Source organism: Streptomyces sp. NPDC001292 (assembly GCF_042896465.1).
Taxonomy (GTDB): Bacteria; Actinomycetota; Actinomycetes; order Streptomycetales; family Streptomycetaceae; genus Streptomyces.
The window spans coordinates 1-24,856 of record NZ_JBIAXG010000058.1 but is presented as its reverse complement, the minus strand read 5'-3'; the positions used below and the strand labels follow the sequence as shown (position 1 = coordinate 24,856).

Annotated in this window: 21 protein-coding genes and 1 pseudogene; 12 read left to right on the top strand and 10 right to left on the bottom strand. The window is 72.4% G+C overall.

Translation table 11 applies throughout. The annotated features are described in order from the left end of the window. Positions 1-133: 133 nt before the first annotated feature. The 5 genes from cseC to ACFY4A_RS37275 all read right to left on the bottom strand — a co-directional run bounded on the left by cseC (position 134) and on the right by ACFY4A_RS37275 (position 4,915). Positions 134-1,483 carry a two-component system sensor histidine kinase CseC gene (cseC, locus tag ACFY4A_RS37295; protein WP_390833754.1) on the bottom strand — a complete coding sequence of 450 codons (1,350 nt, stop codon included), beginning with the start codon at positions 1,481-1,483 and terminating at the stop codon, positions 134-136. Between the two features lie 11 nt (positions 1,484-1,494). Then, a complete protein-coding gene (gene cseB / locus ACFY4A_RS37290) occupies positions 1,495-2,196 on the bottom strand; it encodes a two-component system response regulator CseB (RefSeq protein WP_390833753.1) in 702 nt (233 codons plus the stop codon). Positions 2,197-2,373: 177 nt separating this feature from the next. Then, positions 2,374-3,036 carry a hypothetical protein gene (locus ACFY4A_RS37285; RefSeq protein ID WP_390833752.1) on the bottom strand — a complete coding sequence of 221 codons (663 nt, stop codon included), beginning with the start codon at positions 3,034-3,036 and terminating at the stop codon, positions 2,374-2,376. After that, a complete protein-coding gene (locus tag ACFY4A_RS37280) occupies positions 3,024-3,563 on the bottom strand; it encodes a SigE family RNA polymerase sigma factor (RefSeq protein ID WP_384435094.1) in 540 nt (179 codons plus the stop codon). Before ACFY4A_RS37280 ends, ACFY4A_RS37285 begins: the two co-directional genes overlap by 13 nt. Before the next feature lie 389 nt (positions 3,564-3,952). Continuing rightward, positions 3,953-4,915: an A/G-specific adenine glycosylase gene (locus ACFY4A_RS37275; RefSeq protein WP_390833751.1), complete on the bottom strand. Its 963-nt coding sequence runs from the start codon at positions 4,913-4,915 to the stop codon at positions 3,953-3,955. A gap of 203 nt (positions 4,916-5,118) precedes the next feature. On the opposite strand from ACFY4A_RS37275, the gene ACFY4A_RS37270 reads away from it, so the two are divergent. Then, positions 5,119-5,955 (top strand): hypothetical protein, encoded by an 837-nt coding sequence (locus ACFY4A_RS37270; protein WP_390833750.1) that lies wholly within the window; start codon positions 5,119-5,121, stop codon positions 5,953-5,955. Positions 5,956-6,056: 101 nt separating this feature from the next. Here the strand turns inward: ACFY4A_RS37270 and disA are convergent, their stop codons facing one another. Beyond that, the gene (disA, locus tag ACFY4A_RS37265; RefSeq protein ID WP_141359566.1) at positions 6,057-7,181 is read right to left on the bottom strand and encodes a DNA integrity scanning diadenylate cyclase DisA; all 1,125 of its coding nucleotides are present in this window, start codon (positions 7,179-7,181) and stop codon (positions 6,057-6,059) included. Positions 7,182-7,263: 82 nt separating this feature from the next. Continuing rightward, entirely contained in the window at positions 7,264-8,673 is a 1,410-nt protein-coding gene (gene radA, locus ACFY4A_RS37260) for a DNA repair protein RadA (RefSeq protein ID WP_390833749.1), read from the bottom strand. A 265-nt stretch (positions 8,674-8,938) separates the two neighbouring features. On the opposite strand from radA, the gene ACFY4A_RS37255 reads away from it, so the two are divergent. Continuing rightward, positions 8,939-10,756 (top strand): hypothetical protein, encoded by a 1,818-nt coding sequence (locus ACFY4A_RS37255; protein ID WP_390833748.1) that lies wholly within the window; start codon positions 8,939-8,941, stop codon positions 10,754-10,756. Positions 10,757-10,900: 144 nt separating this feature from the next. On the opposite strand, the gene ACFY4A_RS37250 is transcribed toward ACFY4A_RS37255, so the two are convergent. Then, positions 10,901-11,731 (bottom strand): hypothetical protein, encoded by an 831-nt coding sequence (locus ACFY4A_RS37250; RefSeq protein WP_390833747.1) that lies wholly within the window; start codon positions 11,729-11,731, stop codon positions 10,901-10,903. A 107-nt stretch (positions 11,732-11,838) separates the two neighbouring features. Here ACFY4A_RS37250 and ACFY4A_RS37245 point away from each other — a divergent pair, with 107 nt between their 5' ends. From ACFY4A_RS37245 to ilvD, 4 genes are all read left to right on the top strand, one after another. After that, positions 11,839-12,765 (top strand): Ppx/GppA family phosphatase, encoded by a 927-nt coding sequence (locus ACFY4A_RS37245; protein WP_390833746.1) that lies wholly within the window; start codon positions 11,839-11,841, stop codon positions 12,763-12,765. 63 nt (positions 12,766-12,828) lie between these two features. Next, positions 12,829-13,656, top strand: a complete 828-nt coding sequence (locus tag ACFY4A_RS37240) for a sugar phosphate isomerase/epimerase family protein (protein WP_390833745.1) — start codon at positions 12,829-12,831, stop codon at positions 13,654-13,656. After that, positions 13,653-14,258 carry a TetR family transcriptional regulator gene (locus tag ACFY4A_RS37235; RefSeq protein WP_390833744.1) on the top strand — a complete coding sequence of 202 codons (606 nt, stop codon included), beginning with the start codon at positions 13,653-13,655 and terminating at the stop codon, positions 14,256-14,258. Before ACFY4A_RS37240 ends, ACFY4A_RS37235 begins: the two co-directional genes overlap by 4 nt. A gap of 238 nt (positions 14,259-14,496) precedes the next feature. Beyond that, complete coding sequence (gene ilvD / locus ACFY4A_RS37230; protein WP_390833743.1) at positions 14,497-16,350, top strand: dihydroxy-acid dehydratase; 1,854 nt, start codon at positions 14,497-14,499, stop codon at positions 16,348-16,350. Between the two features lie 108 nt (positions 16,351-16,458). Here the strand turns inward: ilvD and ACFY4A_RS37225 are convergent, their stop codons facing one another. Then, positions 16,459-18,675 (bottom strand): serine/threonine-protein kinase, encoded by a 2,217-nt coding sequence (locus ACFY4A_RS37225; RefSeq protein ID WP_390833742.1) that lies wholly within the window; start codon positions 18,673-18,675, stop codon positions 16,459-16,461. A 182-nt stretch (positions 18,676-18,857) separates the two neighbouring features. On the opposite strand from ACFY4A_RS37225, the gene ACFY4A_RS37220 reads away from it, so the two are divergent. From ACFY4A_RS37220 to proC, 6 genes and pseudogenes are all read left to right on the top strand, one after another. Next, complete coding sequence (locus ACFY4A_RS37220; RefSeq protein ID WP_390833741.1) at positions 18,858-19,196, top strand: SH3 domain-containing protein; 339 nt, start codon at positions 18,858-18,860, stop codon at positions 19,194-19,196. Between the two features lie 43 nt (positions 19,197-19,239). Next, positions 19,240-19,743, top strand: coding sequence for an EamA/RhaT family transporter (locus ACFY4A_RS37215; RefSeq protein WP_390833740.1), 504 nt, complete (start codon positions 19,240-19,242; stop codon positions 19,741-19,743). 62 nt (positions 19,744-19,805) lie between these two features. Then, a pseudogene (locus ACFY4A_RS37210) lies at positions 19,806-20,650 on the top strand (class I SAM-dependent methyltransferase). Positions 20,651-20,682: 32 nt separating this feature from the next. Beyond that, positions 20,683-21,483 (top strand): ABC transporter ATP-binding protein, encoded by an 801-nt coding sequence (locus ACFY4A_RS37205; protein WP_390833739.1) that lies wholly within the window; start codon positions 20,683-20,685, stop codon positions 21,481-21,483. Next, positions 21,480-22,253, top strand: a complete 774-nt coding sequence (locus ACFY4A_RS37200; RefSeq protein WP_390833738.1) for an ABC transporter permease — start codon at positions 21,480-21,482, stop codon at positions 22,251-22,253. The genes ACFY4A_RS37205 and ACFY4A_RS37200 overlap by 4 nt, the downstream gene beginning before the upstream one ends. A gap of 77 nt (positions 22,254-22,330) precedes the next feature. After that, positions 22,331-23,140, top strand: coding sequence for a pyrroline-5-carboxylate reductase (proC, locus tag ACFY4A_RS37195; protein WP_390833737.1), 810 nt, complete (start codon positions 22,331-22,333; stop codon positions 23,138-23,140). Between the two features lie 49 nt (positions 23,141-23,189). Here the strand turns inward: proC and trpS are convergent, their stop codons facing one another. Continuing rightward, the gene (gene trpS, locus ACFY4A_RS37190) at positions 23,190-24,191 is read right to left on the bottom strand and encodes a tryptophan--tRNA ligase (RefSeq protein WP_390833736.1); all 1,002 of its coding nucleotides are present in this window, start codon (positions 24,189-24,191) and stop codon (positions 23,190-23,192) included. Between the last annotated feature and the right edge of the window lie 665 nt (positions 24,192-24,856).

The window sequence follows — 24,856 nt, the reverse complement described above, 5'->3', positions numbered from 1 at the left end:
CCCCGGAGCGGGCGGCCACGGACCGCCCCGGAGCGGGCGGCCACGGACCGCCCGCTCCGGGGCCGCTTCCCGCCGCGCCGCAGAGGGCCGCCGGGGGCGCGCCGGCCCGGCCTGGTGCGTCGGCTACCGGGCGTCACTGCCCCGGAAGCAGGGGATGGCTGCCCGTGTTCGTCGGGGCGTGTTCGGGCAGCCATAGGACGGCGACGGCGCCCTCGGCCGGGATGTGCTCCGGGGCACCCGCGGGACGGACGTTGCGGAAGGTCAGACGGGCGCCGAGGACACGGGCCTGACCCGCGGCGATGGTCAGGCCGAGGCCGTGGCCGTGCCCGGCGCGGTCCGTGCTGCCGGTGCGGAACCGGCTCGGACCCTCGGCGAGCAGGTCCTCGGGGAAGCCGGGGCCGTGGTCGCGCACCCGGATGACCCGGCCCTCGACGGTCACCTCGATCGGCGGCCTGCCGTGCCGGGCGGCGTTGGCGAGCAGGTTGAACAGCACCCGCTCCAGACGCCGCGGGTCGGTGGTGACCTCCGACTCGTGCACCACGCGCACCTCGATGTCCGGGTCCTTCGCGGCCACCCGCCGGGTGACGAACTCGCCCAGCACGATGTCCTGGAGTTCGGCCCGCTCCGAGGCGCTGTCGAGCCGGGCGACCTCCAGCACGTCCTCCACCAGCGTGCGCATGGCCTTCGCACGGTCCAGGACCAGTTCCGTCGGCCGGCCGGGCGGCAGCAGCTCGGCCGCGGTCAGCAGCCCGGTCACCGGAGTGCGCAGCTCGTGCGCGATGTCCGCGGTGACCCGGCGTTCCGCCTCCAGGCGCTGCTGGAGCGCGTCCGCCATCGCGTCCACGGCGCGCGCGAGATCGTCGGTCTCGTCGCGTACGACACCTCCGATGGCGTCGCGGACCCGTACGTCCGTCTCGCCCTTGGCGACCTGGTTGGCCGCGGCCGCCGCCTTGCGCAGCCGGCGCGAGAGCTGACCCCCTATGAGCACACCCAGGGCGCTGCCGCCGAGGACGACCGTGATGGAGCCGATGACCAGGGCCTGGTCGAGGTCGTTGAGGATGTTCGTGCTGCGGTCGGTGAAGTGTGTGTGCAGGGACAGCACGTGGCCGTCCTTGACCGGTACGGCCGCCCAGATGTCGGGCAGCTTGCCGGTGTGGTCGGCGACGTAGGTCGCCCGCCGACCCTGCTCGACCTTCTCCCGCAGCTCGGAGGGCAGCTGCGGGTCGTCGATCCGGATGCCCGGGAAGTTCGGCCGCCCCGACAGTTCGAAGTTGCGCTGGGCGATCTGGACCCGCTCGTCCGCCAGGTCGCGCGCGCTGTCCAGCATCGACACCCGGGCGGCGTTGTGCACGACCAGGCTGAGCGCGACCGCCACCAGCGCGCCGACCAGCGCGATGGCCGCGCTGAGCTTCCACCTCAGCCCCGTACGGATGTCCGCGCGCTCCAGGCGCTTGGGGAGCAGGCGCCGCGAGATCCCCGGCATGACCACCCCGCTCAGGCCTTCAGCTTGTAGCCGAAGCCGCGCACCGTCTCGATGCGGTCCTGGCCGATCTTCGTGCGCAGCCGCTGCACATGGACGTCGACCACGCGGGTGTCGCCGCCCCAGCCGTAGTCCCACACCCGCTCCAGCAGCTTGTCCCGGGAGAGCACCGTGCCCGGAGCCGAGGAGAACTCGAGCAGCAGCCGCATCTCCGTGGGCGTGAGCGCCACCGGGTGCCCAGCCCGGCGCACCTCCATCCCCTCGGTGTCGACCTCCAGGTCCCCGAAGCTCAGCACCCCGCCGTCCACCGCGGCGGGGTCGGCGTCGGCCCGGACGCCGCCGGCGTGCCCGAAGCGGCGCAGCACCGCGCGGATGCGGGCGACCAGGACGGCGCCGTCGAACGGCTTGGTCACGTAGTCGTCGGCGCCCGCCTCCAGGCCCAGCACCACGTCGATGGAGTCCGCCCGCGCGGACAGCATGATCACAGGAACGGTCGATTCGTCGCGGATGCGGCGGCACAGGCTGACCCCGTCGAGGCCGGGGACCATGACGTCCAGCAGCGCGATGTCGGGCTGCCTGGCCCGGAACGCCTCCAGGCCCGACAGCCCGTCGGGCATCGCCGTGACCGCGAAGCCGACCCGCTCCAGGGCGAGCTGTGTGGCCTCGCGGATGACGTCGTCGTCCTCGACGAACAGGACGTGGGTCTGTTCTGCCATCCGGGTGCTCTCAGTCCTCGTGTGCTTCTCGTCGTGCGCTCCGGGCCCACCGTGCGGGCACCGGTCCGGTCTCATGGTGAACCGGTCACGGGTGGACGCGCCCGGCGGCGGACGTGCCTGACAGGCTCACGCCCTCGCCATTGTCGCGCGGCCGCGGTCCTGACCCCCTCGCTGCCGTCAGTGGCCGGGGGTCACCGCCGCGCCACCGACGTTTTTGCTGTACTCGTTGCGCGTGCTGAACTCCCTGACGAACCGGTCCGCCGACCAGCGGTACGTGATCACGTCCTCGCCGGACGGACTCGACACCGGGTCCCCCCGCGCGTACACCTGCTTGGTCACCACGAGGTCGCCGCGGTCGATCTCGGCGTAGACCGGGGGCTCCTCGGCCTTGAAGACGTTCTCGTACCGGCCCCCCTGCTCGCGGTACACATAGGCGCCCACACCCACCGCGTCTCCACAGGTCAGCACGTTGATGACGATGTCTTCGGCCGATCCCGAGGTCAGGTCGCCGTACGACACGTCGACGGGGTACTCGTCGGCCACGCACGGCTTGAGGCCGCGCTTGACCGCGGCCGAGACCCGCGGGTCGTCCTTGATCAGCCGGACCGGGTCCACCCGCTGGGCCCGGCCGGTGGGGTCGGGGGAGGGGGCCGGGACGCTGCCCGCGACCGAGCCGGCGTGGGCCGGGCCCTCGTCGCGCGCGCCGGTACCCCCGGTGCCGCAGGCGGACGCCGAAAGGGCGAGGGCGGCGAGCACGGTCATCGCCGTGATCGCCGCCTGGTAGGTGTCCCGGGCCCGGTTGGGCCCGGGGCCTGGACCCCTGCCGGTCAGGCCGCGCAACGCTCCTGCTCCTCACGCTCCAGCGCGCGTGCGTCCAGATCGCGGGCCTCCAGCTCCTCGCGGAGCCGGGCGAGCGCCCGGTGCAGCGTGCTCTTGACCGTACCCGCCGACATGCCGAGGGCGGCAGCCGTCTCCTCCGTGGACATCTGCTCCCAGTGTCGCAGCACCACGACACTGCGCTGTTTGGGAGCGAGCACCTTCAGAATGTCCATCAGGAGCGCGCGGTCGGCGTGCTGCTCGGTGGAGTCCTCGACGCGGGCGTCCGGGAGCTGCTCGGTGGGGACCTCCTCCAGCTTCCGGGCCCGCCACCACTCGGTACGCGTATTGATCATCACGCGGCGCAGATAGGCGTCCGCGAGTCGCTTGTCGGCGATGCCCTCCCAGCGCCCGTAGGTCCGCGCGAGTGCCGTCTGGAGCAGGTCCTGGGCTTCGACCGGGTCCGGGACCAGCCGGCGCGCACTGCGCAGCAGCGCGTCCTGCCGGGTACGCACGTACTCCTCGAACTCGAGCACCTCACCCTGCGCCATGTACGACCGCCTCCGATCCCCGTTTCCCGACCCGCCTGCAGCCGGTCTCCAAGCCGTGAGCGGACGGGCTGTGGTCGGCAGCCGTCCGGTGCCTGTCGGGCACGCAACTGAAGGTACGGAGGCGTTGTCACGGCGCTGTCCGAAGCAGCCTGCGGCCAGCCCTCGGCTGTGCGTCGGTTGTGTAACGGAAGTAGGAACGGGGTAAGGCCATGCCCCGATTTGTTCCTTTTGGTGGTGATTTGGGGGGTCGGGTGGCGTGCAGGTGTGTGACACGAACGGCCGCGACGCGCCCTGCAGCCTTGGCGGGCCTGTGAGGTGACTGTCGGTCAGGTGTCGGGTGGTGGGTGTCGGGCGCCAGGTGTGAGATGCCGGGATCGGGTGACGGAGGGTCAGGTCAGTGGCAGCCGGTACAGTCCGCCCGGCAGTGGCTCCACCAGGCCGTCCGCGACGAGACCGTCCAGGGCCCGGGCCCGCTGGACCGGCTCGTGCCAGACCCGGTCGAGCACCGGCTGGGGGACGGGCGCGTGGGCCTCGCGCAGCACGGCGAGCAGCTTGCCGCGGACCTGCCGGTCCGTGCCGGCGTACGTCTGTCCGCGGCGCGGCGGTCCGTCGTGCGCGGGCTTGCCCGCGAGCCGCCAGGCGCAGTGCGCGGCGATCGGGCAGCGCGGGCACGACTCGTTCTTCGCCGTGCACACCAGCGCGCCGAGCTCCATGGAGGCGGCCGCCCAGCGGGCCGCGGTCCCCTCGTCCTCGGGCAGCAGGGCGCGCGCCAGACGCCGTTCGGCGGCGGTGGTGGCGTTCGGCGGGTACTGCACGCCGGTGACCGCGCGGGCCAGCACCCGGCGGACGTTGGTGTCCAGGACGGCGTGCCGCTGGCCGTAGGCGAAGGACGCGACGGCCGCGGCCGTGTACTCGCCGATGCCCGGCAGGGCGAGCAGTTGCGCGTGCTCGGTCGGTACGTCGCCGCCGTGCCGTTCCGTTATGGCGACCGCGGCGCCGTGCAGGCGCAGGGCGCGGCGCGGGTAGCCGAGCCGGCCCCAGGCGCGGACGGCCTCGCCCGGAGCCTCCTTGGCGAGGTCGGCGGGCCGGGGCCAGCGGTCGAGCCACTGCTCGTAGACCGGCAGCACACGGCTCACCGGCGTCTGCTGGAGCATGAACTCGCTGACCATCACGCCCCAGGCGCCGGCGTCGGAACGTCGCCAGGGCAGGTCGCGGGCGTGGTCGTCGAACCAGGTGATGACCTGGGTGTGCAGGGTCGGTCCGAGGGAGGTGCCGGAGGCCTCGGCACCGGCGGGCGTGCCGGTGGCCGGGGTGTCGGGGCTGCTGTGCGGGGGCAGTGTGGGCGCAGTCATGGCCTTCCGATCCTGCCACGTGGGGGTGGGCGGCTGTGTGATCCGGCGCGGGCTGGTGTCGTCACGGACCGTGCCCGGGTGATCTCGGCGGGGTCAAAGAGGCCCGCGAGTATGGGTGTTGCCGTGATGATGATCCGGAAAATCTGTCGTCGGCCCGGCGGGTGGGGCCGGGGAAGCCGACGATCTCTCGTACAGTTTGGGCCGTGGGATCTCTGCGCAATCCGGTCGGTCCGCTTCCCGCCTCCATCTACTGGCGACGGCGGCTCGTCATGCTGTCCGCGGTCGCCCTGCTGGCGCTGCTGATCGTCTGGATCGTCCCCTTGGGAGGCGGGGGCCGCAAGACGAACGGCGGCGGGCCGAACGACAAGCATCCGGGGCCCTCGGCCTCGACCATCACGCCGGGACCCTCCGGCTCCGGTCCCGCGATCAGCCAACGCCCCGGCGGCCGGGACGAGTCCGGCGGCGGTGACTCCGGTGGGTCGGGGTCGGGGACCGGCGACACCGGCGACACGGGCGCTTCCGACGGCGGGGGCGGGAACGGAGACGGCGCCGGTTCCGGCGGGTCCACCGGCGGCGGGGACGACGGTGCCAAGGGCGGCGGCGGTCCGGGCGCGGTGCTGCCGGCCGGCAGCGCGCTGCCCAACTGCACCCCAGCTACGGTCAAGTTGACACTGCGCAGCGTGCACAACTCCTACGGGCCCGGACAGACGCCGGAGTTGGAGCTGACCGCCGCGAACTCCTCCGGGAGCGACTGCAAGATCGATCTCGGGCCGAAGTCCGCGGTGGTGATGATCAGTCAGGCCGAGAGCAGCGCCGCCTACTGGTCCTCGGCCGACTGCCCCACGACGGCCGGGAGCCGGCTGTACCGGGTGCCGGCGGGCAGCGACATCACCTACACCGTCCGCTGGGACCGCAGGCCGAGCGCCCCGCAGTGCGCGACGCCTCCGGCCGGGTCGGCCCGGGCGGGCACCTACCTGGTCGAGGCGAAGGTGCCGGGGTACGCGAAGCTGCGGACGTCGTTCGTGCTGTCGGAGGACTGACGCGGACGAGGCGGACCGGGCCGAGAGTGACCGAAGAGGGTGCTGCGGACGGTCGAGGGTGACCGAAGAGGCCTGAGCCGGTCGGCCGTGGCCGGCGCCGGTCAGACGTAGCGCTCCAGGATCGACGACTCCGCCAGCCGCGACAGGCCCTCACGGACGCTCCGCGCCCGCGCCTCGCCCACACCGTCCACCGTCTGGAGGTCGTCGACGCTCGCGGCGAGCAGCTTCTGCAGGCCGCCGAAGTGCTCGACCAGGCGGTCGATGATGGCGCCGGGCAGCCGGGGCACCTTGGCCAGCAGACGGAAGCCGCGCGGGGAGACCGCCGAGTCGAGGGTCTCCGGAGAGCCGGTGTAGCCCAGGGCGCGGGCGACGGTGGACAGTTCCAGCAGCTCGGCGTGGGAGAGCTTGTCCAGCTCGGCCAGGGCCTCCTCGACCGTGCGGGAGCGCTTGGCGGTGGGCTCGGGGACGTAGTCCCGCACCACCAGTTCACGCTCCGGCTCCACGCCCGCGATCAACTCGTCGAGCTGGAGGGCCAGGAGACGCCCGTCGGTGCCCAGCTCCACCACGTACTCGGCGATCTCGGTGGCGATACGGCGCACCATCTCCAGGCGCTGCGCGACCGCCGAGACGTCCCGGACCGTCACCAGGTCCTCGATCTCCAGCGCCGACAGCGTGCCCGCCACCTCGTCCAGGCGGAGCTTGTAGCGCTCCAGGGTCGCCAGGGCCTGGTTCGCGCGGGAGAGGATCGCCGCCGAGTCCTCCAGGACACGGCGCTGGCCGTCGACGTACAGGGCGATCAGCCGCATGGACTGCGAGACCGAGACCACCGGGAAGCCGACCTGCTTGCTCACCCGGTCCGCCGTACGGTGCCGGGTGCCGGTCTCCTCGGTCGGGATCGTCGGATCCGGGACCAGCTGCACGCCCGCCCGCAGGATCTTCGACAGGTCGGACGAGATCACGATGCCGCCGTCCAGCTTGCACAGTTCCCGCAGCCGGGTCGCCGTGAACTCGACGTCCAGGACGAAACCGCCCGTGCACATCGACTCCACGGTCTTGTCGGCGCCGAGCACGATGAGCCCGCCGGTGTTGCCGCGGAGCACCCGCTCGAGGCCGTCCCGCAGGGCCGTGCCAGGTGCCACGGCGCTCAGGGAGGCGCGCATCAGGCCATCGGCGCCGGAACTCCCGCCGGACTTTCCGGGAGCTGCTGCCCGGTCGTTGGCTGCCACTGCACTCCTCCGGTCGCAGGTACTTCAGGCGCTCCCGTTTCGCACACTCGGTTCGTACGGACGGGCGAGACCAGGGCAAAGTCTACCGGCGCTCCTCCTGCTCCCGTGGGGCGTCCCGGCGACGCGAGCGGGGCAGTACCCGCAGCGCGTCCCCTATGTCGGCCACTTCCAGGACCTTCATCCCGGGCGGGACCTTGCCCGGGTCGCCCGGCACGAGGGCGTGCGTGAAGCCCAGGCGGTGGGCCTCGGTGAGCCGGCGCTGCACGCCGGTGACCCGTCTGACCTCGCCCGCCAGACCCACCTCGCCGATCGCGACGAGGTTCTTCGGCAGCGGGGTGTCGCTCGCCGCCGAGGCCAGCGCGAGGGCGACCGCGAGGTCGGCGGCCGGCTCGGAGAGCTTCACCCCGCCGACCGTCGCCGAGTAGATGTCCCGCTTGCCCAGCGCGCTGATCCGGCCCCGCTGCTCCAGCACGGCCAGCATCATCGAGACCCGGGAGGTCTCCAGGCCCGACGTCGTACGGCGCGGGGAGGGGATCTGGGAGTCGACGGTGAGCGCCTGCACTTCCGCGACCAGGGGGCGGCGGCCCTCCAGGGTGACGGTCAGGCAGGTGCCGGGCACGGGCTCCGCCCGGCGGGTCAGGAACAGGCCGCTGGGGTCGGCCAGGCCCGTGATGCCCTCGTCGTGCAGCTCGAAGCAGCCGACCTCGTCCGTCGCGCCGTAGCGGTTCTTGACGCCGCGGACCAGGCGCAGGCGCGCGTGCCGGTCGCCCTCGAAGTGGAGCACCACGTCCACCAGGTGCTCCAGCAGGCGCGGTCCCGCGATGGCGCCGTCCTTGGTGACGTGGCCCACCAGCAGCGTGGACATGCCGCGTCCCTTGGAGGCGCGGATCAGCGCGCCCGCGACCTCCCGCACCTGCGCCATGCCGCCGGGCGCGCCGTCGATCTCGGGCGAGGCGACCGTCTGCACCGAGTCCAGGATCAGCAGGGAAGGCTTGACCGCGTCCAAGTGGCCGAGGACGGCGGCCAGATCGGTCTCGGCGGCCAGATACAGGTGGTCGTCGATGGCGCCGATGCGGTCGGCGCGCAGGCGGACCTGGCTCGCGGACTCCTCGCCCGTGACGTAGAGCGTGCGGTGCTCGTCACTGGCGGACTTGGCCGCGACGTCCAGCAGCAGCGTGGACTTGCCGACGCCGGGTTCGCCGGCGAGGAGGACGACGGCACCGGGGACCAGCCCGCCGCCCAGGACCCGGTCGAGTTCGGGCACGCCGGTGGAGCGGGCGGTGGCCTGGCGGCCGTCGACCTGGCCGATGGGCAGGGCGGAGGTGGTGACCCGGCCCGGCGTCGTCGTACGGACCGCGGGCGCGCCGTACTCCTCGACCGTGCCCCAGGCCTGGCACTCGGGGCAGCGGCCGAGCCACTTGGCCGTCTGCCAGCCGCACTCCGTGCAGCGGTAGGACGGGCGGTCCTTGGTGGTCTTGGTACGGGCAGCCATGGAGAAAACCGTAGCCGCCGGCACTGACAGCCCGGCCGCCGGTGGCCCGGTGGGATCCCGCGCCGGGTCGTCGCCGGGTCCCGAGCCGGACGCCGGGCGCCGGGCGCCGGGCCCCGCGCCGGGGCGTCGCCACGCGGGCGCACTCGATCGAGTCATGGAACCCGAGGTTCCGTTCCCCTTATGAGGGATCGTTTCACCCGTACGGATTAAAAGTGCTCAAGGTGCACGGAGGGACGAACCCGCGCCGCCTACGGTCGCACAGGTGATGAGCAGCAGTCCGGACACCTCGACCCGCACGACCGGTGCGCACCGGTCGCACCGCGAGGCGCGCGACCGCGCTGCCGCGCACGCCGTGGCGCAGCGCCCGCCCGCGCGCTACGAGCCTTATCTCGACGGCCTGTTCACGTACTGCCTGTCCGTGCTGTGCGACCACGAGGCGGCGACCGCCGCCCTCGGGGACGCGCTGGCGTTCGCCGAGCGGCGCGGGCAGCGCGGACCCGGGACCGCGGGCGAGCGCCGGGCCTGGCTGTACGCGCTGGCCCGCTGGGCGTGCCTGCGCAAGCTGGCCGAGGCCAAGCAGAAACGTCCGGGCACGCACGCCGCGGGCCGCACCGGCGGCGACCGGCACGCGGCCGCACGGGCCGTGCCGCCGTCCGTCTCCGAGGAGGTCCAGCGGGAGCGGCGCCGCGAACTCGCCCTGCTCGCCTGGCCGGAGGCCGCCGGCACCACCCCGGAGCAGCGCGAGGCGCTCGAACTCGCCGTACGCCACCATCTCGCCGCACACGAGGTCGCCGCCGTCCTCGGCACGGACCTCGCCACCGCGCGGGAACTGCTCGCCGCGGCCGCCTGCGAGGTGGAGCGCACCCGCGCGGCGCTCGCCGTCGTGGAGACCGGCGCCTGCCCGAGCGTGTCCCGCCTCACCGGGGACAGCCGGCTCGTGCTCGGCACGCCGCTGCGGCGCGAGCTCGTCCGGCACGTCGACGACTGCCCGCGCTGCCGCCGCACCGCCGAGCGCGCCCTGCCCGGTCAGTGGCCCGGCGCCACCGTGACCCCCGCCGGGCTGCCCGTGCTGCCCGCGCCCCGCGCGGCCCTGCTCAGGGCCCTGGCCCGCCACCCGCGCGCGCGGAGCACCGCTCCCCGCTTCGACCGGCGCGGCTTCCCGATGGATCCCAAGGACCGTGCCGCCCGCAGGGACCGGCTCCGCGCGCGTGCCGTCACGACCACGGTGGTGGCCACGGTGGTGGCCGCGCCGGTGCTGGCCCTGTGGGCCGCCTACCGCGGCAGCCCGGCCGACGAGGGCCCCGACGGCTCCGCCGCCAGCGCGCACGAAGGGCACGGCCCCGGCGCCCTGGGCGGCGAGAAGGCCGGCCGGGGCTACGAGAACACCGGCAACGCGGGGCCCGGGCCCGGCGGCCGCTTCGGCACGAGCGGGCGGCCCGACGTCTCCGTGGAGGTCATCAGCGTCACGGGCACCGGCCACAAGGACGGCCGCCTGACGGTGAGCGCCGACAACACCGGTGACACCACCCTGATCACGCTCACCGCCGCCGGGCCCGGCCCGGTCCACTGGTCCGCGTCCACCGGGGCGCCCTGGCTCTACCTGAGCCGCCCGTCCGGAACCCTCCAGCCCGGCGAGTCGTTGACGGTCAAGGTGTACGTCGACCACCTGCGCGAGCCCTCCGGCCGCTGGAGCGCACGGGTGGCGATCGCGCCCGCCGGTGCCGTCGTCTCCATCGGCGGCTACGGCACCGCACCCAGCCCCTCCGGAACCGGGCCCAAGCACCCGGCCGACCCGCCCGCGACGTCCGGTCCGCGTCCCACGCCGACCACTCCGGCGCCCTCCGAGCCCACCCCCACTCCGACCGACCCATCGCCGTCGACCGATCCCACACCCACTCCCACCGAGCCGTCGCCGACCGACCCGGACAGCACGCCCCCGCCGTCCGCGGACGGCGACACGCCCAGCCCGTCCGAGGGCCGGCCAGAAGGAGGGCGTGAGGGAACGGCGTGCGACGGCTCGGGTCGGCACGCCAAGCGCGACCGCGGATGCCCGGCCCCGGCCTCTGCGGGCGGTCGCCAGTAGTGGCGCACGACCGCCGGCGCGCCCGCCGCCGGCGATCGGGCCCGAACACCGGCGGCGCCTTCCGGCGAGCTGCCGCGCCCGGAGCCGACGGGCACCCGTACGGTCGATGTCGGCACCGGCATGCCCGCGGCGGCCGACGGCCCGTCAGACGGACGGATCCGCCGGATGCGGTGCCGGCAGCGGCAGCCCGGAGGCCAGGCGCTCCTCGCACAGCTCGACCAGGCGGTCGTAACCGGCCTTGCCCATCAGCTCGGTCAGCTCGGCCCGGTAGGAGACGTACACCGGCTCGCCCGCGCCGTGCGCCGACGTCGCCGAGGTGCACCACCAGTGCAGGTCGTGGCCGCCCGGGCCCCAGCCCCTGCGGTCGTACTCCCCGATCGACACCTGCAACACGCGTGTGTCGTCGGGCCGGTCGATCCACTCGAAGGTCCGCCGGATCGGCAGCTGCCAGCACACGTCCGGCTTCGTCTCCAGCGGCTCGCGGCCCTCTCGCAGGGCCAGGATGTGCAGCGAGCAGCCCATGCCGCCGGGGAAGCCGGGCCGGTTCTGGAAGATGCACGAGCCCTGGAAGGGACGCGTCTGCCGGGAGCCCTCGTCGTCCTCGGACACCCAGCCGTTCTCCATGCCCTCGGCGTGGTTCTGCCAGATGTCCGGTGTGAGCCTCGCCACGTGCTCGGCGACCCGCTTCTCGTCGTCCTCGTCGGAGAAGTGGGCGCCCAGGGTGCAGCACCCGTCGTCCGCGCGGCCCGCCTGGATGCCCTGGCAACCGCTTCCGAAGATGCAGGTCCAACGAGAGGTCAGCCAGGTCAGATCACAGCGGAAGACCTGCTCGTCGTCCGCCGGATCCGGGAACTCCACCCACGCGCGCGCGAAGTCGAGTCCCTTCTCGTCGGATTCCGCGCCCCGCTTCTTCGGCTTCACTGCTTTCGCCGGGTTCGCCGATTTATCGGTCTTCGCCTTTTTCGTCTTTGGCACCCGTCCAGGGTAAGTCGCCCGGCGTCCGCGCCGGGACCGTCCCGAGCAGTGCCTGGCACAGGGCGCCGGGGGCGGACGACGTGCCGGGTGGCAGTAGCGTTCCGTACATGAGACTCGGTGTCCTCGACGTGGGCTCGAACACGGTGCATCTGCTGGTGGTCGACGCGCACCCCGGCGCGCGCCCGCTGCCCGCGCACTCCCACAAGGTCGAACTGCGGCTCGCGCAGCTCCTCGACTCAAGCGGCGCGATCGGCTCCGACGGCGTCGACAGACTCGTCGCCGTGATCCGCGACGCGCTCCAGGCCGCCGAGGACAAGGGCGTCGAGGACCTGCTGCCGTTCGCCACCTCCGCCGTACGCGAGGCGGACAACGCCGACGACGTCCTCGCGCGCGTGCAGGAGGAGACCGGGGTCGGGCTCCAGGTGCTCAGCGGTGCGGAGGAGGCCCGCCTCACCTTCCTCGCCGCCCGCCGCTGGTTCGGCTGGTCGGCCGGGAAGCTGCTGGTCCTGGACATCGGCGGCGGCTCACTGGAGATCGCCTACGGCATCGACGAGGAACCCGACGCGGCCGTGTCGCTGCCGCTCGGCGCGGGCCGGCTCACCGCCGCCTGGCTGCCCGGTGACCCGCCCACCACGGAGGACGTCAAGGCGCTGCGCCGCCATGTGCGGGCCGAGATCGCGCGGACGGTCGGCGAGTTCAGCCGCTTCGGCGCCCCCGACCATGTCGTCGCCACCTCGAAGACCTTCAAGCAGCTCGCACGGCTGGCCGGCGCCCCCCGCTCCACCGAGGGGCTCTACGTCCAGCGCGAACTGAAGCGGGAGTCCCTGGAGGCGTGGGTGCCGCGGCTGTCCGGCATGACGACCGACGAGCGCTCCGAACTCCCCGGCGTCTCCGACGGCCGAGCCGGACAGCTCCTGGCGGGCGCCCTGGTCGCCGAGGGCGCCATGGACCTCTTCGGTGTGGAACGCCTGGAGATATGCCCGTGGGCCCTCAGGGAGGGTGTGATCCTGCGGCGTCTCGACCACATGGGATGACGAAGGCCACAAGGGTGGCCGCAGGCCCCGCCCTCACCCGTCGCACCCCGTAACCTGTCCCTCGTGGTGGAACCCGAACCCGTACGCATTCCGGATGCGAAGGTCGCTCTTTCGACGGCCTCCGTCTACCCGGAGTCGACGGCGACGGCCTTCGAGATCGCCGCACGGCTCGGATACGACGGCGTCGAGGTCATGGTGTGGACCGACCCGGTCAGCCAGGACATCGAGGCGCTGCGCAGACTCAGCGACTACCACCGGATCCCGATCCTCGCCGTGCACGCCCCCTGTCTGCTGATCACCCAGCGGGTGTGGTCCACCGACCCCTGGACCAAGCTCCAGCGCGCCAGGGCGGCCGCGGAGAAGCTCGGCGCGAGCACGGTCGTGGTCCACCCGCCCTTCCGCTGGCAGCGCCAGTACGCCCGCGACTTCGTCGCCGGTGTCTGGCGGATGGCGAACGAGACGGACGTGCGCTTCGCGGTGGAGAACATGTACCCCTGGCGCTACCGCGACCGCGAGATGCTCGCGTACGCCCCCGGCTGGGACGTCACGAAGGACGACTACCGCCACTTCACGATCGATCTCAGCCATGCGGCGACGGCCCGCACCGACGCGCTCCAGATGGTCGACCGCATGGGCGACCGGCTCGGCCATGTGCACCTCGCCGACGGCAGGGGCTCGGCGAAGGACGAGCACCTGGTGCCCGGCCGTGGCTCACAGCCCTGCGCCGAACTGCTGGAACGTCTCGCCATCAGTGGTTTCGACGGCCATGTCGTCATCGAGGTCAACACCCGCCGGGCCATGTCCAGCGCCGAGCGTGAGGCCGACCTCGCCGAGGCCCTGGCCTTCACCCGGCTGCACCTGGCCTCGGCGGTGAAGGTGCCGAGGCGATGACCGGCGCCACCGCCCGCCGCCGTGGCCGCCCCCGCCGCGAGGAGGCCGCCGACACCCGCGACCGCATCCTGACCGTGGCCCGCGAGGAGTTCTCCGAACGCGGCTACGAGAAGACCTCGGTACGCGGCATCGCCAAGGCCGCCGGAGTCGACTCGGCCCTGGTCCACCACTACTTCGGCACCAAGGAGCAGGTGTTCGAGGCGGCGATCGAGGTCGTCCTCGCGCCCGCGCTGAACGCGCCGGAGGCGCTCGTCGACGGCCCGCTCGACGGCGTCGGAGAGCGTTTCGCCCGGTTCTTCTTCGGTATCTGGGAGCGACCGGCCACCCGTACGCCCCTGCTGGCGATCGTCCGCTCCGCGCTGAGCAACGACACCGCGGCCGCCGTCTTCCGCCGGCTGATCGTCTCGCAGCTGCTGCGGCGCATCGCCGACCGGTTCGACCTGCCCGACGCGGAGCTGCGCGCCGAGCTCGCCGCCGCGCAGCTGGTGGGGTGCGCGATCCTGCGGTACGTGATCAAGGTGGAGCCGCTGGCGACGGCGGACGTGGAGCAGATCATCGCGCGGGTGGCACCCGTGGTGCAGCGGCATCTCACGGGGACGTGACGCCCGGACGGCCTTCCCGCGTCCGCCCGGATGAACGCGTCCCCCCGAGACACGCGTCCCGTCGACCGAGGCAGGAGATCCGTCGACCCGAAGGACGCGTCCCGTCGCCTCGAGACACGCGTCCCGCATTTCGGACAGCGCGTCCCGACCCCTGGATGACCGGCGTAGGCTCGACTGAGCCAGAACTCTGCCGGGACTCCCTGCTGCCCGGCAGAACTTCCCGAAGGAGCGAGCGACGATGCCCGAGCTGAGGTCCCGCACAGTCACCCACGGCCGCAACATGGCGGGCGCCCGCGCCCTTATGCGCGCCTCCGGTGTACCAGGTGCGGACATCGGCCGGAAGCCGATCATCGCGGTCGCCAACAGCTTCACGGAGTTCGTGCCCGGTCACACCCACCTCCAGCCGGTCGGCCGGATCGTCAGCGACGCGGTCCGGGAGGCGGGCGGCATCCCGCGCGAGTTCAACACCATCGCCGTCGACGACGGCATCGCGATGGGCCACGGCGGCATGCTGTACTCGCTGCCCTCGCGCGACCTGATCGCGGACAGCGTCGAGTACATGGTCGAGGCGCACTGCGCCGACGCCCTGATCTGCATCTCCAACTGCGACAAGATCACCCCGGGCATGCTGATGGCGGCCCTGCGCCTGAACATCCCCACGGTCTTCGTCTCCGGCGGCCCCATGGAGGCCGGCCGCGCCACGCTGGTCGACGGCACCGTCCGCACGCTCGACCTGATCGACGCGATCGCGGACGCCGCCAACGACAAGGTCTCCGACGAGGACATCCTCCGCATCGAGGAGAACGCCTGTCCGACCTGCGGCTCCTGCTCCGGCATGTTCACCGCCAACTCGATGAACTGCCTGACCGAGGCGATCGGCCTGTCCCTGCCGGGCAACGGCTCCGTCCTCGCCACCCACACCGCCCGCCGCGCCCTGTACGAGGACGCGGCCCGCACGGTGATGGACCTCGCCCGCCGCCACTACGAGCAGGACGACGAGACGGTCCTGCCCCGCTCCATCGCCACCTTCGCGGCCTTCGAGAACGCGATGGCCCTGGACATCGCGATGGGCGGATCCACCAACACGATCCTGCACCTGCTGGCGGCGGCCCAGGAGGCCGGTGTCGACTTCGGCCTGGAGCAGATCGACGCCGTCTCCCGCAGGGTGCCGTGCCTGGCGAAGGTGGCGCCGAACGTCACCAGGAACCGCACGTACTACATGGAGGACGTGCACCGCGCCGGGGGCATCCCCGCCCTGCTCGGCGAACTGCACCGCGCGGGTCTGCTGAACGAGGACGTGCACGCGGTGCACAGCCCCTCCCTGGCGGACTGGCTCAAGACCTGGGACGTGCGCGGCGGTTCCCCGTCCCCGGAGGCGGTCGAGCTGTGGCACGCGGCCCCCGGCTGCGTGCGCTCGGCGGAGGCGTTCTCCCAGTCCGAGCGCTGGGAGGCCCTGGACACCGACGCCGCCGACGGCTGTATCCGCTCCGTCGAGCACGCCTACTCCAAGGACGGCGGCCTGGCGGTGCTGAAGGGCAACCTGGCCGTGGACGGCTGCGTGGTGAAGACCGCGGGCGTCGACGAGTCGATCTGGACCTTCGAGGGCCCGGCGGTCGTCTGCGAGTCGCAGGAGGAGGCCGTCCAGAAGATCCTCACCCAGCAGGTCAAGGAGGGCGACGTCGTCGTCATCCGCTACGAGGGCCCCAAGGGCGGCCCCGGCATGCAGGAGATGCTGTACCCGACCTCGTACCTGAAGGGCCGCGGCCTGGGCAAGAGCTGCGCGCTGATCACGGATGGCCGCTTCTCCGGCGGCACCTCGGGCCTGTCCATCGGCCACGCCTCGCCCGAGGCGGCCTCCGGCGGCACGATCGCGCTCGTCGAGGACGGCGACCGCATCCGTATCGACATCCCGAACCGCTCCATCGAACTGCTCGTCGACGACGCGGAGCTGTCCCGCCGTGAGCAGACCCTGAACGGCGCGTACGTCCCGAAGGACCGCGACCGGAAGGTGTCGGCGGCGCTGCGGGCCTACGCCGCGATGGCCACCAGCGCCGACAAGGGCGCCGTGCGGGACGTGTCGAACCTGGGCTGACGTGACGGATGACGGCTGACGCGGCCTGATCCGTGCGGACCCGCGGGGCCGTCTCTTCGGAGGCGGCCCCTTCAGCAGGTCACCAGGAGGCCGGAGCGTGGCCGCAGGTCACCAGGACGCCGGGTCGTGGCCGTCCACGGCGAAGACGGTGCCGTCGGGGGCGCCCGCGTAGACGCGGCCCTTGACGATCACGGGCACGGGCAGCTCCGCCGCGACCCGGTCCGTGTGCGCGCCGAGCCGCGGCCGGGTCTGGCCGACGATCCGCCCGCTGCGGGCCCCGACCGCCAGCAGACGCCCGTCCCCGGCGAGGAAGTACACGTGGCCGGCGTCGGCGATCGGCGCCGAACCCCGGCTCACGGCCGTCTCCAGCCGCCACCGCACCTTCCGCGCCGCCAGGTCGACCGCGTCCAGCGAGCCACCGCCGCCCAGCAGGTGCACCACGTCGCCGTGCACGCCCGCCTGCACCGTGTCGCGGGGAACGGGCAGCGTGACCCGGACCGACGCCCTGGACTGCGGCGTGTAGCGGACCACGGCGTCCACCCGGCCGAAGGCCGGCTCGGCGGAGAGCAGGACGAGGGAGCCGTCGCGGCTGCCCACGGGCGTCAGCGTTCCGCGCAGCCGCGCCTCCCAGCGCACATCGCCCGTGGCCGGGTCCACCGCGACGACCCGAGTGTTCGCCCCGTCGGCCGACGCGCTCACCGCGTACGCCAGCGGATCCGCGGCGAACACGGAGAAGTGCGGCAGCGGAAGACCGGGCACCGGCCGGCTCCACCTGGTCTCGCCCGACGCGGCGTCGACCGCGCGCACCAGCCCGTCGGTGCCGGTGAGCAGCACCATGCCGCCGACGCAGCGCACTCCGCTGTACGCCGGAACGTCCGACTGCCAGCGCGGCCTGCCCGAGTCGGGGTCCAGCGCCTCCAGACGCCGGCCGTGGTCCGTCATCGGCTGCACCAGACCACCCGCGACGACCGGCGGCACCCCGGTGAGCATCTTGGGTACGGAGTGCCGCCAGAGCAGGCTTCCGTCCGCCGGATCGAGGGCGTAGACCAGTCCCGGCCGCGCGCAGAACAGCTTTCCGGCCCCGTACGAGCACTGGGGGGCGCCCTCGCCGGACACGGGCTTGGCCACCCACTCGGAGAACGCGGCCGAAGCGGCTCCGGGCAGAGTGCTCTCCGGCGCCGAGCTGTGCGGCGACATCCCGGCGTCGAGCAACTGGACCGTGGCGAGTCCGCCGCCGACGACCAGTCCGAGGGCCCCGGCGGCCACGGCGAGCCGCCGCGAGCGCGGGCGCCGCCCGGTCAGGATCCCCGTCAGCCGCCCGGACCGCCGTGTCGTACGGCCCCTCGGTTCCCCCTGGGGCTCGGCCGGGGACGCGTCACCGCCGTGGTCACCGGCCGCGTCCGCCCCACCGGTACCCGCGTCCGGTCCACCGGTTCCGGAGAACACACCGGTCCCAGACGTCAGCCGCTCCGGTATGAACGCCTGGGTGTCGTACGAGGCGGCCGCCGAGCGCAGTTCCCGCATCAGCTCGTCCGGGGTGGGCCGGTCCTCGGGCTCCTTGGCCAGACAGCGCAGCACCAGCGGCGCCAGGTCCTCCGGTACGCCGGTCAGGTCGGGCTCGTCGTGCACGACCTGGTAGGCGACGATGTACGGGCTGTCGGAGTCGAACGGCCCCCGCCCGGTCGCCGCGTGCACCAGCACGGAGCCGAGCGCGAAAATGTCCGCCGCCGGCCCGACCTCCCGCGGCCGGCGGAACTGCTCGGGCGCCATGAAGGGCGGAGTACCGATCAACTTGCCGGTCTCGGTGCGCAGTTCGCTGTCCTTCGGGCGGGAGATGCCGAAGTCGATGACCTTCGGCCCGTCCTCGGCGAGCAGCACGTTGCTCGGCTTGAGATCGCGGTGGACGACACCCACCCGGTGGATGTCGCGCAGCGCCTCGGCAAGCCCCGCCATCAGCCGCCGCAACTGGGCGGGAGGCAACGGCCCGTTCCGCTTCACCTGGTCCGAAAGCGTGGGGCCGGGAATGAACAGGGTGGCCATCCAGGGCCGTTCGGCCTCCGGGTCGGCGTCGACGACGGGCGCGGTGAAGGCGCCGCTGACCCTCCGGGCCGCCGCCACCTCCTGCCGGAACCGCCCCCTGAACTCGGGGTCCCAGGCGTACTGGGCGTGTACGACCTTCACCGCGAGCCTCAGCCCCGAGGTGCTGCGGGCCAGATGCACCACGCCCATGCCGCCGGAGCCGAGACACGACTCGAGGCGGTAGTGACCGGCGTACTCCGGAAGTTCCGCTTCCGCGCCCGCACCGGTATTGCGCTGTGGCGTCATGGACCACCCCCCGTGCTGTTCGTTCGCGCGTGCGACGCACGGAGCCTAGTCGATGACCCGAACGGGACCGAGGCGGCTTGCGGGTCTTCACGTGCGAATCGCGTACCTGTGTTTCGCGAAGCGTTCTCGGGGAATCAACGGGGCCCCATGGCAGTCATGGGGTGTGACGGGGGAGGTTTCTCATGTCTGTCGACCGTGCCGCAGAGCGTGTCGGGGAGCGAGTCGAGGAGTCCGGCGGCGACACCGCGGAGACCGTCGCGACAGCGGCGGCCGTGCAGTACTACCCGGTCGCGCCGGGCGTCCAGCTCAACGTCCGCAGCGGCCCCGGCACCGGCTACAGCATCGTCCGCACGCTGAGCGAGGGCGCCCAGGTGCCGATCTACTGCCAGACGCCGGGTACGACGGTGTCGGGCTACTACGGCACATCGAACATCTGGGACAACATCGGAAGCGGCCAGTACGTCTCGGACACCTATGTGAAGACGGGCAGCGACGGCTACGTGACCGGCCGCTGCGGCTGATCCCCGACGGAGCCCGCGGGCACCCCGGAGCCATAATCGACCCGTGAGCGACGACAACGGCACCCCGGGCACCACCGCGGGCTCCGCAGGGCCCCGCCCCGAGCCCCTGCGCTTCTTCGGCACCACCTGGGTGAACCACGACAACGGCTACACCGCCCGCCGTATCGGCGTCGCCGCCGGCTCGCTCGCCGCGGCCGCCGTCTCCTGCTTCGTGCTCCGCTTCGCCTACCAGGGACTCCAGATCGCCGGCTCCGGCGCCTTCGTGGAACTCCTGGTCGTGGTGATGTTCGCGGTGTGCAGCGCGCTCGCCTTCCGTCACACCTGGGACGGCTTCGGCAAGCGCCCCGACCCCGACCGCCAGGCCTCCCTGCGCGGCCTGCTCGCCATCGGATTCACCGGTTCCCTCCTCGCCTACTTCTTCCGCTCGCTCGTCGAGGCCCCAGGCGAGAAGCTGCACCGCCAGGAGTACCAGCAGGCCCGCGAACAGTACGAACGCCGGGCCACCCGCCGCTCGGGCAACCCATCCAAGAAGCGCCGCCGCTCCTGAGCGGGGGCTGCGCAGTCCGCGAACCGGTCCACGCCGCCGGAATCCCCTGCCACGGATTGCTCGTGCGGTCGCACGACGGCCGTACGACCGCATCCCCGCCGCCCGCCCACGCAGGCCAAGCCCATTCCTTCAGCGCCGCCGCGGCCCAGTACGCGGCGAACCGGCCCTCCTACCCGCCCGCCCTCTTCGACGCGCTGGAGGAACTCACCGGCCGGTCCCTCGCCGGCCGCCCGAGTCGTCGACATCGGCGCCGGGCTCGACCGCCCTGCTGCACGAACGCGGTGCCGACGTGCTGGCCGTCGAGCCCGGCGACGGCATGGCGGCCCACTTCCGGCTCACCCGCCCCGGCATCCTGATCGTGCGCGGCGACGGCAACGCCCTCCCCCTCGCCGACTCCAGCGCCGACCGCCTCACCTACGTCCAGCGCCGACCGCCTCACCTACGCCCAGTCCTGGCACTGGACCCACCCCTCCCGGGCTGTCCAGGAGGCCCTGCGTGTCCTGCGTCCGGGCGGTGCCCTGGCGCTGTGGTGGAACAGGGACGCCGCCCGGCTTCGAGTGGATCGCCCGGCAGAACGCCCGCATCCGCCGCCTCTTCCGCGTCGACCCCTACGCCGAGCGAGAGGCGGCCGCCGTCCGCGCGGGCCGGACGCACCCCGAACGACTCTGCTTCACCCGTCGCGAGGTCCGCTGGAGCCGCCGGGTCCCGCTCGACACCCACCTCGCCAACCTCGGCAGCCAATCACGCCTCCTGGGTCTGCGCCGAGGAACACAGGGACGCCTTCCTCACCGAGGAACGGGACCACCTGCTGGAGGTCTTCCCGGACGGCCACGTGGAGGAGACCTACGACGTGCTTCTCCTCGTCGCCACCACATCTCGACGCGGCTCATCCCCTCACCCCACTTGACGGCGCTCCCTCCCGCGCGCATTAATCATCGCATGATGAATATTCCTTCGGGGCCACCACCCCGCCCAGAAACGGATGCCGTCCGAGCCGAAGCCCTCACCGTCGTCCGGGGCCCCCGCACCGTCGTGCGGGGCCTCGACTTCACCGTCCCGCGCGGCCGTATCACCGGCCTCCTCGGCCCCTCCGGCTGCGGCAAGTCCACCCTCATGCGCGCCATAGCCGGCACCCAGGCCAAGGTCGGCGGCACCCTGGAGATCCTCGGCCTGCCCGCCGGCCACGCCACCCTCCGCAATCGCATCGGCTACGTCACCCAAGCCCCCTCCGTCTACGACGACCTGACCGTCCGCCAGAACCTCGAATACTTCGCCGCGATCCTCGACCCCGGCCGCGCGGCAGCCGAACGCCGCCGGGACAACGTCAGCCGGGCCATCGCCGACGTCGACCTCACCGGCCACGCCGACGCCCTCGCCGGCAACCTCTCCGGCGGCCAGCGCAGCCGCGTCTCCCTCGCGGTCGCCCTCCTCGGCACCCCCGAACTGCTGGTCCTCGACGAACCGACCGTCGGCCTCGACCCCGTGCTGCGCCGCGACCTGTGGAACCTCTTCCACGACATCGCCGCCACCCGAGACGCCACCCTCCTCGTCTCCTCCCACGTCATGGACGAGGCCGAGCGCTGCCACCACCTCCTCCTCATGCGCGAGGGGCAGCTCCTCGCCGACGACACCCCCGAAGCACTCCGGGCCCGAACCGGCGCCGAGACCGTCGAGGCGGCCTTCCTGCACCTGGTCGACGAGGCGGCCGCAGCAGGCCGCACCAAGGAGACAGCACGATGAGCACGACCACCGCACCCCACGCGCCCCGTGCCCTGAGCGCCGCCCGCACCACCGCCACCGCGGCCCGGGTTCTGCGCCAGCTCCGCCACGACCCGCGCACCATCGCACTGATGCTGCTGGTCCCCTGCGTGATGCTGCTCCTGCTGCGCTACGTCTTCGACGGCAGCCCGCGCACCTTCGACAACATCGGCGCCTCGCTCCTCGGCATCTTCCCGTTGATCACCATGTTCCTGGTGACCTCGATCGCCACCCTGCGCGAACGCACCTCCGGCACCCTCGAACGACTCCTCGCCATGCCGCTCGGCAAGGGCGACCTCATCGCCGGCTACGCGCTCGCCTTCGGCGCCCTCGCGATCATCCAGTCCGCGCTGGCCACGGGACTGGCGGTCTGGTTCCTCGGCCTGGACGTCACCGGCTCGCCCTGGCTGCTCCTGCTGGTCGCCCTCCTCGACGCCCTGCTCGGCACCGCCCTCGGCCTCTTCGTCTCCGCCTTCGCCGCCTCCGAGTTCCAGGCGGTCCAGTTCATGCCGGCGGTGATCTTCCCCCAGCTCCTCCTCTGCGGCCTGTTCACCCCCCGGTCCGACATGCACCCCGCCCTGGAGGCCATCTCCGACGTCCTCCCGATGTCCTACGCGGTCGACGCCATGAACGAGGTGCTGCGCCACACCGACGTGACGACGACATTCGTACGCGACGCACTGATCGTGGCGGGCTGCGCCCTGCTCGTCCTCGGCCTGGGAGCGGCCACCCTCAGGCGGCGAACCGCGTAGCCCCACAGGACCGGAGGGTGTCCCGCCAGCCGGACAGTCCACCCATACCCCGGACCACCGGTGGGAGGATGAATCCCATGAGCCAGAAAGTCGCAGTTCTCGGCACCGGAAAGATCGGCGAAGCCCTGCTCAGCGGAATGATCCGAGCCGGCTGGACACCCGCCGACCTGCTGGTCACCGCCCGCCGCCCGGAACGGGCCGAAGAACTCCGCGCCCGCCATGGAGTCACCCCGGTCACCAACGCGGAAGCAGCGAAGACCGCCGACACCCTCATCCTCACCGTCAAGCCCCAGGACATGGGCACCCTCCTCGACGAACTCGCCCCGCACGTCCCCGCCGACCGCCTGGTCATCAGCGGCGCCGCGGGCATCCCCACCTCCTTCTTCGAGGAGCGCCTGGCCTCCGGCACCCCGGTCGTCCGCGTCATGACGAACACCCCCGCCCTCGTCGACGAGGCCATGTCGGTCATCTCCGCCGGCACCCACGCCTCCGCAGAACACCTCGCCCACGCCGAGGAGATCTTCGGCGCCGTGGGCAAGACGCTCCGCGTCCCCGAGTCCCAGCAGGACGCCTGCACCGCCCTCTCCGGCTCGGGACCGGCCTACTTCTTCTACCTGGTCGAGGCCATGACCGACGCCGGCATCCTCCTCGGCCTGCCCCGGGACAAGGCCCACGACCTGATCGTCCAGTCCGCGATCGGCGCCGCGGTGATGCTCCGCGACAGCGGGGAACACCCCGTGAAACTCCGCGAGAACGTCACCTCGCCGGCCGGCACGACGATCAACGCCATCCGCGAACTGGAGAACCACGGCGTGCGCGCCGCGCTCATCGCCGCGCTGGAAGCCGCCCGCGACCGCAGCCGCGAGCTGGCCTCCGGCAACAACTGACCCCGGCACCGGGCGGCCGACGCAGGCCGCCCGCCCCGCCGCCGCTCACTCAGGCAGGCAGCAACCCGATCGCCCGGTACGCCGCGTCCACTCTCGGCCGCGCCATCTCCCTGGCCTTCTCCGCGCCCCTGCGCAACACCCCTTCCACATACGCGGGATCCGCGCACAGCTCCCTGTGCCTTGCCTGTACCGGCCTGAGGAGCTCGACCACGGCCTCCGCGGTGTCCTTCTTCAAGGCGCCGTACGACTCATATACACCGCCCAGGGCCTCCGGGTTCCCACCCTGACAAGCGGCCAGGATCTCCAGCAGATTCGCCACCCCGGGCCGCTCCTGCGGGTCGTAGACGACGTTCCGCCCGCTGTCGGTCACCGCCCGCATGACCTTCTTCTCCACGACCTCCGGCTGGTCGAGCAGATAGACGATGCCCGGCCCGGAGTCGTCCGACTTCCCCATCTTCGACGACGGGTCCAGGAGGTTCATCACCCGCGCCGCCACCTTCGGAGGCGTCGCCTTCGGCACCACGAACGTGTGCCCGTACCGCTGGTTGAACCGCACCGCCAGATCACGGGTCAGCTCCACGTGCTGCGTCTGGTCGTCACCGACCGGCACCTCGTCCGTTCCGTACGCCAGGATGTCCGCCGCCATCAGCACCGGATACGTCAGCAGCGACAGCCGCACGCTCCCGCCCCGCTGTTGCTCGCGCGCGGCCTTCTCCTTGTACTGGATCATCCGCCGCATCTCGCCGTCCGTGGCCACGCACTCCAGCAGGTACGACAGCCGGGCGTGTTCGTCCACATGGCTCTGCACGAACAGGGTGCACAGCTCCGGATCGAGCCCCGCCGCCAGCAGCAGCGTCGCAGCCTGCCGGCTGAGTCTGCGCACCCGCGCCGGGTCATGGTCCACGGTCAGCGCATGGAGGTCGACGACGCAGAACAACGCCTCCGACCGGTGCTGGTCCACCTCGGCCCACCGCCGCATGGCGCCCAGGTAGTTCCCCAGCGTCAGGTGTCCGGTCGGCTTGACCCCGCTGAAGACCCGAGTCCTCTCCACACTCCACCTCCTGGTCGAGGCCGCCGTCCCCGGTCGGCCGGCCCCCGGAGTCCTGGAGGGAGATACGAGAACGGCCGCCGAGGCGGCGGCCGTTGGATGCATACGTGAGTACGGCCGCCGTCAGGCGGCCCACCACAGATGGGTGCACGTACGCGTAGTCATGACCCCAGGATAGGACTCCGGAGGGCCGTCCGCCCGTGAGTTGACACACCTCGCAGCGATACGTAGTGTTCTCCGAGTTGCCTGACGTGAGAGCCGACTCCGGTCGGTCCCCGGACAACCTTTCCTAAGTGCCACCCTTTACCGACGACAGTTGTGCAGTCTGTCTGTTGTCGTGTCATCGGCGTGCGTATTCATGGAATGAGGAATCCGCGCCCGAAAGGTCGCAGCCCCCGATTCGCACGGGAGCAGGGAATCCGCTAAAGTCTCACCCCGTCGGAACGGCCCAACGGTCGCGAAGACAAATCCCGCCGACTGGGAGTCAGGTCGAAAAAGATCTGATAGAGTCGGAACCGCCGGAAAGGGAAACGCGAAAGCGGAAACCTGGAAAGCGCCGAGGAAATCGGATCGGAAAAAGATCTGATAGAGTCGGAAACACCGAAGGGAAGCGCCCGGAGGAAAGCCCGAGAGGGTGAGTACGAAGGAAGCGTCCGTTCCTTGAGAAC